Origin of the sequence: Caballeronia arationis, assembly GCF_001544975.2 — a bacterium.
Taxonomy (GTDB): Bacteria; Pseudomonadota; Gammaproteobacteria; order Burkholderiales; family Burkholderiaceae; genus Caballeronia; species Caballeronia arationis.
On the sequence record NZ_FCOG02000209.1, the window covers coordinates 1 to 7,376 of the forward strand.

The 7,376-nt window shown below is 61.3% G+C and carries 10 protein-coding genes, 2 pseudogenes and 1 other annotated feature; of the genes and pseudogenes, 6 read left to right on the forward strand and 6 right to left on the reverse strand.

Annotated features, from left to right (window positions below; all coding sequences use genetic code 11):
- Positions 1 to 300: 300 nt before the first annotated feature.
- From AWB81_RS39050 to AWB81_RS39060, 3 genes and pseudogenes are all read right to left on the reverse strand, one after another.
- Positions 301 to 546, reverse strand: a pseudogene (locus AWB81_RS39050) (sensor histidine kinase); the annotation flags it as partial.
- Positions 516 to 881: a hypothetical protein gene (locus AWB81_RS39055; protein WP_235026150.1), complete on the reverse strand. Its 366-nt coding sequence runs from the start codon at positions 879 to 881 to the stop codon at positions 516 to 518. The pseudogene AWB81_RS39050 and the gene AWB81_RS39055, both read right to left, overlap by 31 nt.
- A gap of 96 nt (positions 882 to 977) precedes the next feature.
- A complete protein-coding gene (locus AWB81_RS39060) occupies positions 978 to 1,361 on the reverse strand; it encodes a hypothetical protein (protein ID WP_062643565.1) in 384 nt (127 codons plus the stop codon).
- Positions 1,362 to 1,601: 240 nt separating this feature from the next.
- On the opposite strand from AWB81_RS39060, the gene AWB81_RS39065 reads away from it, so the two are divergent.
- The 3 genes from AWB81_RS39065 (at position 1,602) to AWB81_RS39075 (ending at position 3,258) form a co-directional block, all read left to right on the forward strand.
- The gene (locus AWB81_RS39065) at positions 1,602 to 2,057 is read left to right on the forward strand and encodes an Hsp20/alpha crystallin family protein (protein ID WP_062643568.1); all 456 of its coding nucleotides are present in this window, start codon (positions 1,602 to 1,604) and stop codon (positions 2,055 to 2,057) included.
- A 24-nt stretch (positions 2,058 to 2,081) separates the two neighbouring features.
- Entirely contained in the window at positions 2,082 to 2,489 is a 408-nt protein-coding gene (locus AWB81_RS39070) for an Hsp20/alpha crystallin family protein (RefSeq protein WP_062643570.1), read from the forward strand.
- Positions 2,490 to 2,694: 205 nt separating this feature from the next.
- Entirely contained in the window at positions 2,695 to 3,258 is a 564-nt protein-coding gene (locus tag AWB81_RS39075) for an Hsp20/alpha crystallin family protein (protein WP_062643579.1), read from the forward strand.
- Positions 3,259 to 3,362: 104 nt separating this feature from the next.
- Here AWB81_RS39075 and AWB81_RS39080 read toward each other — a convergent pair whose 3' ends face one another.
- Positions 3,363 to 3,815, reverse strand: coding sequence for a DUF2934 domain-containing protein (locus AWB81_RS39080; RefSeq protein WP_062643572.1), 453 nt, complete (start codon positions 3,813 to 3,815; stop codon positions 3,363 to 3,365).
- Between AWB81_RS39080 and AWB81_RS39085 the strand changes: the two genes are divergently transcribed.
- From AWB81_RS39085 to AWB81_RS48630, 3 genes are all read left to right on the forward strand, one after another.
- Positions 3,814 to 4,095: a CsbD family protein gene (locus AWB81_RS39085; RefSeq protein WP_062643574.1), complete on the forward strand. Its 282-nt coding sequence runs from the start codon at positions 3,814 to 3,816 to the stop codon at positions 4,093 to 4,095. The two genes, AWB81_RS39080 and AWB81_RS39085, sit on opposite strands and share 2 nt — an antisense overlap.
- Positions 4,096 to 4,276: 181 nt before the next feature.
- Entirely contained in the window at positions 4,277 to 4,738 is a 462-nt protein-coding gene (locus AWB81_RS39090) for a response regulator (RefSeq protein WP_062643575.1), read from the forward strand.
- Positions 4,725 to 4,934 carry a hypothetical protein gene (locus AWB81_RS48630; protein ID WP_087135511.1) on the forward strand — a complete coding sequence of 70 codons (210 nt, stop codon included), beginning with the start codon at positions 4,725 to 4,727 and terminating at the stop codon, positions 4,932 to 4,934. The genes AWB81_RS39090 and AWB81_RS48630 overlap by 14 nt, the downstream gene beginning before the upstream one ends.
- Here the strand turns inward: AWB81_RS48630 and AWB81_RS47665 are convergent.
- Positions 4,900 to 5,468: pseudogene (locus AWB81_RS47665) on the reverse strand (IS3 family transposase); the annotation flags it as partial. The gene AWB81_RS48630 and the pseudogene AWB81_RS47665 overlap by 35 nt on opposite strands.
- Positions 5,220 to 5,336 (reverse strand) — a sequence feature (AL1L pseudoknot). Its footprint overlaps the pseudogene before it by 117 nt.
- A 113-nt stretch (positions 5,469 to 5,581) precedes the next feature.
- Positions 5,582 to 6,244, reverse strand: coding sequence for a response regulator (locus AWB81_RS39105; protein ID WP_062643576.1), 663 nt, complete (start codon positions 6,242 to 6,244; stop codon positions 5,582 to 5,584).
- Positions 6,245 to 7,376: the final 1,132 nt, after the last annotated feature.

Genomic DNA, 7,376 nt, shown 5'->3' on the forward strand with positions numbered 1-7,376 from the left:
ACGAAAGTTAACATTGACGCTACGCGTTTACAAGCAATTCTTTCGCGTCAGATCCCGAAGATGTGGGCAATCCTGAGACGTACCACGGGGCATTGATTCCCAAGACGGCTTCAAAGAGCTGATTCGTCATGTTCGCTTCGTCTCGCAGGGCTGGTCGCCTCATTCTGCCGCAACCGGCCCTGCCTCAGCTTATCTACCCGACGCGCGTCAAGTGTTCGCTTCGCCGGGCTTGCGCCCGCACTTGACCCGGCACTCCACCCACTCGAGATTCGAAAGAGGCGTTAAAGACATCTCTCACGTTCAGTGGTTCGAGTCCTGGGAAGCCTCATTCCGGAGGGGAAAGCGGATATCAAAGGTCGTGCCGAGCCCTTGGCGGGTCTCAAAGCGAATCCTGCCGTCGAGTACCCGGCAAAGCTCCTTGACGATCGCCAGTCCGAGGCCCACGCCGGGTATATCGTCGCCCGCGGCCCGTTCGAATTCGTCGAATACGCGGACCCGGTCCGCGGGCGCAATGCCTAACCCTGTATCGGCAACGCGCAGATACCAGCTGCTTTCGCCGTAGCCGCAGGTCCAACGGCTCGACTGCGAGCGGGGTGCTGTCGCCGAGCACCACCGAATATTCGGAGCAAAGGCTCGGGTACGCCCGCCATACCGAGCACAATGTCGGTGACGACCTTGTCGTTACACGGCGAGTTTGACGGACGGTCCAGCCGCAGCGTCGTATAGTCGCCCGGCGCGTACTGTCCGTGGCCCCGCTGGATCGTGCCCGTGATCCAGATGTCCTGTTGCGACGGCAAGGTCTTCAAGGGTGGCTCAGCCGCCGCAGCCGCCGCCGGGCTGGCAGCCAGAAACGCGAGCAGTGCCTTTGAGCGCTGTTTCATGATGCTGCTCCCATCTGACGTTTTGGTTCTGATCCCGGGCGTACCCGGCGAATCAACTCAGGTCCGCCGTTGCGCCGCAGCGAAATAGCCGGGCAATCACTGGATCGGCGGCACAACGCCCAGTTTCTCGGCGAGCATGCGCTCGTAGACGCCGAAGTGCAGGTCGACTTCCTCCTGACTCACCGTCGTCACGGTGACGTTCACCTGTTCCGTCGGGAGGCCCAGCACCACTGACATTGCCGCTTCCAGTTGAGGCGCACAGACGCAGTCTTCCACCACGGTCGTGCCCACGGCGATATCGTAGATCTGGTCCTCCTGGTAGACGATCTCGACCAGCCGCGCGCGCGCACTCATGTTGTTATCGATAGCAAGCCTTACGACTTCCGCCACGCTTCGCATCGTTTCAGTCGGAAAGCCTCGGGTCGAACGCAGCCGGACGCGGTGCCTGCCCAGCGTAAGCCAGTCAGAACTGAATTCCATGGTGTCCTCCGTGTGGTCGTTTCCGTGCCTCTCGACAATAGGAGCTGGGATAAGGTTTTCAAGTTCAGATTTTCCCCCTTGAAATTTCCGGCGCAGTGCCTATCTTGGATTTCGCTCAGGCAGACGCGCCGGTGGCACCAGGGCGCGCTGCGTGTTTCGATTTGTTTGCCAGCAGCTGGCAGGCGAACTGGAGCGCGTAAGCCCGTTCGCCTCCATGCTGCATTCAGGGAGGATACGACCATGAGTGATCTTTATTCCAGACCCAGCCCCTTCAGCGAGTTTGACCGTCTGCAACGGGAGATGACGAGCCTCTTCAGCGGCTTCCCGTCCAGCATCCGCTCCGGCCGCTCCGGCGCTACGTTCCCGTACATGAACATCGGTGCGACCGACGACTCGATTGAGATTGTCGCGTTCGCGCCGGGCCTGAGCGCCGGTGTACTCGACGTCTCGGTCGACAAGGGGTTGCTGACGATTGCCGGCGAGCGCAAGCCTGCGCGGCCCGACGCCAGCGGTGACACGCGCGATGACGTTCGCACCTACGCGCAGGAGCGCTTCAGCGGCGCATTCCGGCGCGTGATCGAACTACCGCAGAACGCCGATCCCGACAAGGTGCAGGCGCGCTACACCAACGGCTGCCTGTCGATTACGGTCGGTAAGCGCGAAGCATCGAAGCCGCGGGCCATCACAGTCCAGTAACGCCCATAATTCTAGGAGCAGGCCATGAACGACAGGACACAGGTTGCTGAGCGCGACCAGAAACAGGCAGCACGACGCGAGGCTGACCAGCCGTCGCGGCGGATGACGCTCACACCCGCAGTTGACGTATTCGAGGACAGCCAGGGCATCACGCTGTGGGCGGACCTGCCGGGCGTCACGAAGGACAAGCTCGAGGTGAAGGTGCACGACGGCAATCTGTACATCGAGGCAGAAGCGGTCGTGCCGACACCCGCCGGTCTGCGTCTGCAGCACGCCGAGATCCGCGAGCCGCGGTTCGCGCGGGCGTTCTCGCTGAGCCCGGACTTCGACACGTCGAAGATCGACGCGAACCTGCAGGACGGCGTACTGAAACTGACCATTCCGCGCCGCGACGAAGCAAGGCCGCGACGCATCGAGGTGCAGACGAACTGAGCCCGGAAGATCAGCAACGACGGTAGGAGAAAAGTCGATGGCGACCGTGAGGTCGCCATCCTGCGTCATCTTGGCCTGGACGCTGATCGCCGTGGAAGAATGGTGGTCGCCTCGCGAGGCGAAGTGCAGCGACTTCAGCAGAAGTCTTGCAGATTGAGCGCTGATGGATATCCGGTTTTCCTGTCAGACCATCGAGGAGAAGACGATGAACCACGACCCGAAAAAGTGGAGCCCTTTCAAATTCCTTCGCGGCTCAGGAAGCAGGTCCGACACGCACAGCCCGGAGAATCAGCGGTCGAGCGAACCGTGGCGTGCCGCGTGGCCTGATATCCAGCGACTTTTCTCGCGCGATTCCTTACGTGCGCTGGAGGATTTTTTTCCCGATCCGTTTGCCGTGCGCGGCACGCTCGAACGATGGTTTGGCGACTTCAGTTCATCGCGTTTCCAGCCGCGCATTGACGTGGTCGACGAAGGGAAGATACTGCGCGTGACCGTCGAGTTACCAGGCATGGAGCGGGAGGATCTGACCATCAGCGTCGAGGACGGCGCGCTGGTGCTGCGCGGCGAGAAAAGGCAGGATGTGCACAGTGAGGAGGACGGCTGCTACCGGCTGGAACGCGCATACGGGGCTTTCACGCGCACGATCCCGATGCCCGAAGACGCCGATCCCGATCATGCTCTCGCAAAGTTTGACAAGGGCGTGCTCACCTTGACCGTACCAAAACACGAGGCCTTGCGATCCGCCAGCCGAACCATCGATATTGGCTAACGTCGGGCGGCGCTTTTGCTTCAACGCGTATGGAGGGACAAAGCGCACCTGTCTGACGTGAAGGGTAGTGATCGCCGCCAATCAAGTCACGGGACTTGCGGCGATCATTGCGCCTCGAAGTCGCGAATCCGCTGCCAGTATTCGTCGGCCCGTCCTTCAGGACGCCCATCCTGCACCCAGAGTACGTGAGCCCGCTCCCGCAGATGCTGCTTCAGCGCGCGATGCCAGTATTCCTCCGCGCGTCCGACGGGCCGCCCGTCCTGCTCCCATAGAAAGTAGGCGCGCTCGCGAACACTCTGTTCGAGGCCCGGTTTCGTTTCCGAACTGCTTGCCACGTCATCGCCGTAGGGTGCCATCTGGCCGCCGCGACCGAGGTGGATTCTGGCGGACAGGCTCCCGAGTTCCGCGTCGGAAACCAGCCGGCCGTGGGCGGCCGCCTCGAGCGCTTTTGCTTCGTAAGCCGCGTCGTCCACCTCATCTCCCGGTTGCCCAAGCGTGATGGGATAGGTGTGAATGACAGTGCCACTGCTGTCCAGTACGTCGACCAGTCGCTCCATGGCTCTCTCCTCCCTTTTCTCGGCCGGATCGTTGCTGCCGCTTACCCGTCTCACAGTTCAGGGCGCGGCCGGCGCGCTGGTCGGCGACTCCGCGGCGCAACTGGCAGGCAAGGCGAGGGAGTTCGCCGGTAAAGCGCAGCAGCTTCGCGCCGACGCCGCGAGCGCGGTGCGCGAAACCACAGCCACGAACCCCTTCATCGCGCTGGCAGCGGTGGCGGCCGTGAGCTTTGTGGCAGGTGCCATATGGCGTGCCGGCGGGTCCAGGCGCAACGATCAGTAAGCGACTCTCGCACGGCAGTCGTCCCGGAGCTCATGATCCTTTAAACACCAACGCTCGCGCCTTGCTGTGGGAACGTGGGCATGGTGCCAGCAGATACCGGTCAGGGCAACTCAAGTCGGGCGGCTGGGTTCGCCGCCGCGGACGCGCCGTACGGCACTTCCGCCAGTGGCATCCTTCTTCCATGCGCAAAAAACTTCTGCTCGCTGACGACGACCTCAATGCAACCGCAGCAGTCGCCGTGTTTTTCGAGTCTCACAATTTTGAGGTGCGCACCGCCACCGACGAGATTACCGCGCTTCGGTGGTTCTCCACCTGGCAACCCGACGCGGCCATGCTCGATATCGACATGCCAGGTGCAAACGGATATGAGGTGGCGCAGCACGTGAGGCGCACAGAGAACCCGGGCAAACGCACACTGCTCGTCGCCATTACCGGAGAAATGCCGCCTCACGAGGTCGCCGCCCGATGCCATGAAGCTGGTTTTGATCTTCATGTCGCGAAGCCGGCCGATGTGAAGGCGCTCGCTGAATTTGTCAATTTGTCTTTCCGACACGATCCGTCTCGCCCCAATTTCGATTTATTCGCCTGCACGGCATCGTTATCGTGCGGGCGTCGTCCGGTTATCGCTTATGCAAAACAATAAACATATTCACCAGTACAACGGTTACTCAGTTTCCCCGTCCGCCCACCGTTTGCCGGACGGCTGGTTTGCCGCCAACCTGCTTCTCACGAGGGGTGACGCCCGGAGTGCTGAGCCCGTGTCCTACAAGTTTGATGCGCTCGACTATAAATCCGCGGCCCACAGCTGTTTGGCTGGTCGGCCCGGAACTGACGTTTGACCCGGTCCAGCGGGCACGGCACTGCATCGTCGCGCTGCGTCGTCTTGATCCGGCGCCCACGACGAACACCTTCGAGGCCCATCATCCTCATCAGGCGCGCAACCGTGCAGCGCGCGACCTTCACACCATCGCGCAGCAACTGACGCCAGACCTTGCGCACACCACACACGCCGAAGCTCTCGTCCCAGACCGCCCGAATGAGGGCCTTCGTTCAGCATCGCGACGCACTCGCCTTGGCCATTGCTCCGGATCGCTGCGCCGCCCGGCGTGCCGGTAATACGTCGACGGCGCGATCGGCAGCAGGCGGCAGATCGGCTCGACACCGTAGACGTCGCGATGCTCGTCGATGAACGCGATCATGGCTTCGATCGGCGGTCGAGCTCCGCCTGCGCGAAATATGCCGAGGCCTTGCGGAGGATCTCGTTAGCGGTGCGCAATTCACGATTTTCGCGCTCCGGTTCCTTCAGGCGCGCCAGTTCGGAGGTCGTCGCGCCTGGTCGTTGGTCCACGGTCGCGCTCAGCCTGAATGATCCAGAGGAGAAACTCTCGGGCGTGTTAATTAACATCGAAGAATGAGAATCCCGCCACTCGCCGGTTCCCAATAAAGTCAAGTTTTCATGAAGATCCAATCCAGCGCAGGATCTATGTCATCCGAGACTCATAAGACGGTAGCCAACACCGCGTATCGTCACAATCTGCTCCGCGCCGACCTTGCGCTGAAGCCCATGCACATCGCCTTCGATGACAGTGCTCGCCTCATCGTCGAACGAGCCATACAGCTTCTTTTCTAGGTCGGCACGTAGGAACACGCGTGTCGGTTCTTCAATCAGCGTCTGCAACAACGCGAACTCGCGCGGGAGGAGTGCGAGAATTTCACCATTCTTTGTTGCCTTTTGCGCGGCAGCATCAAGCCTGAGTTCGCCATGTTCAAAGACGGACTGCGTGGGCCCGGCACGCCGTCGCAGCAACGTACGCACGCGCGCGACAAACTCATCAAGTTCGAACGGCTTCACCAGGTAATCGTCCGCGCCGACATCTAGGCCGCGACTGCGATCATCGCCCGTGTCGCGCGCCGTTAGGATGATCACCGCCGCCGCTCCGCCCGCTTGCCTATAACGGCTCAGCACATCGATACCGTCGCCCTTGGGCGGGTCAAGATCAAGCAAGACAAGATCGTAGGCACTATTGCGTAGTGACAGTTCGGCTGTGCGGCCATCTTCGGCCCAGTCGATTGCATAGCCTGCGCGACGCATCGATTCGAGCATTGTGTCGGCGATCATCACGTCGCCCTCGACCAAGAGCAGGCGCATCTTGTTCCTTCGATCCTGTATGCCTGAATTGTCCCGCGTACCATCTTAAGATTTCCTTAAGTCATGATTTCCCGCGGGGCGGGGAAACATACGTGGATCACTGAAGTCGGCGAAATCGTATTGAGCGCATTCCTGGCTGAGAACGTCTCTCGGACCGGCGTGTCCTCACGCTCTTTCGAAGCGCCCGTTTTACTTCTGCTGGGCATGGGGAAAATCGGTCGCGCCGGTGTTCATGGGCGTTGCTGGGTGGGGCGTTCACGGTGCTGGCCGGGGCATTGGTCGCCTGGGCCCGGGTCTTTATCGGTGTTCCCTTCCCGGAGAGATGTTCGGCACCGCCGCGGTGTTCGGCGTGGCTTACACGCCGGTCACGGCGCTCTGCCATTTGGCCGGCATAGCTGTGACCCGATGGGCGATCATGCTGAACCCCGCAGACTCCTCGCGCGGCCGATCGACCTAGGCTGGCTGCCGCGGCGCTGACCGTCGCCGACCAACCGATGCAGAGCAATCAAATCGTCGCCGCCTTCGATTGCGGCGACACAATCACAACCTCGGACGGTCTGCGCGACTTCGTGCGTTACACGGTCCGTCGCGGCAAGTTTGCCGTTGGGATCATGTTTGCGTCGCCGTGGCACGTTGGCCTGCTGGGTGGTGGGACGACCGGGGCTTCGCCAAGACGCATTTTCTTTCCGCGACGATTGATGGCATCAACCCGCGCGAACTGGACGCGGCGGCTCAGCACCATGCCGCCCGCAGGCGTCCAGCCCCGAGCCCCCCAGGAAAGTGGCTGGGAGGATCCGCGAGCACAGGCGCCATAGCATTTAACTCAACCGCGGTTGTACAGGTGAATTGAACGATGGCAAGACAGGTTGGACCGCGCAAATGCAAGCCTAAGACATTTCTCGGACCTCGAGTCCGCTAGTTAGATTAGGCCCTTTGCGGCGCAATCCATCGGGGCCGGCGGGCACGACCGCGATCGAGTCCTGATATATAAGTAAGTCCGCAACCACCCTCCTCGTCATGCACAATTGCCTTGCAAATGGGAGGTGAGCATATAACTCGAGAGTGCCGAGTTCTTGCGCCTTTCTCACGGTCTCATCTTGGCGTTCGTGAGCGCCGATCCAGTTCTCGGTAA